Source organism: Priestia sp. SIMBA_032 (assembly GCF_046535215.1).
GTDB lineage: Bacteria > Bacillota > Bacilli > Bacillales > Bacillaceae_H > Priestia > Priestia aryabhattai.
The window spans coordinates 1-252 of sequence record NZ_JAWRXD010001171.1 but is presented as its reverse complement, the minus strand read 5'-3'; the positions used below and the strand labels follow the sequence as shown (position 1 = coordinate 252).

The 252-nt window shown below is 67.1% G+C and carries 1 protein-coding gene; it reads left to right on the top strand.

Translation table 11 applies throughout. The features are described from left to right. Positions 1-46 precede the first annotated feature (46 nt). On the top strand, positions 47-252 hold a 206-nt coding region (locus SB717_RS37995; RefSeq protein ID WP_486360813.1), incomplete at its 3' end, for a hypothetical protein.

The following is a 252-nucleotide window of genomic DNA, read 5'->3' as shown; positions in this document are numbered from 1 at the left end:
CGGCATCCTGCCCACCAGGTGATGTCTTCAGGCGGAGGGCGGTGGGATGATGGACCTCATGCCCATGCCCGCACCCCTACCCGTCAAGAACGGGGTCGGACCGACGAGGCTGCGTATCCCGGTGTCCGGGCCGTGGACGACGGTCGCCGAGTACATGGTCGCGACGTTCGACCACCTGGACCCCGTCGATCTGTACCGCCGATTCGACGACGGTGAGATCGTGGGCACCGACGGCAGCCCGATCGATCGCAG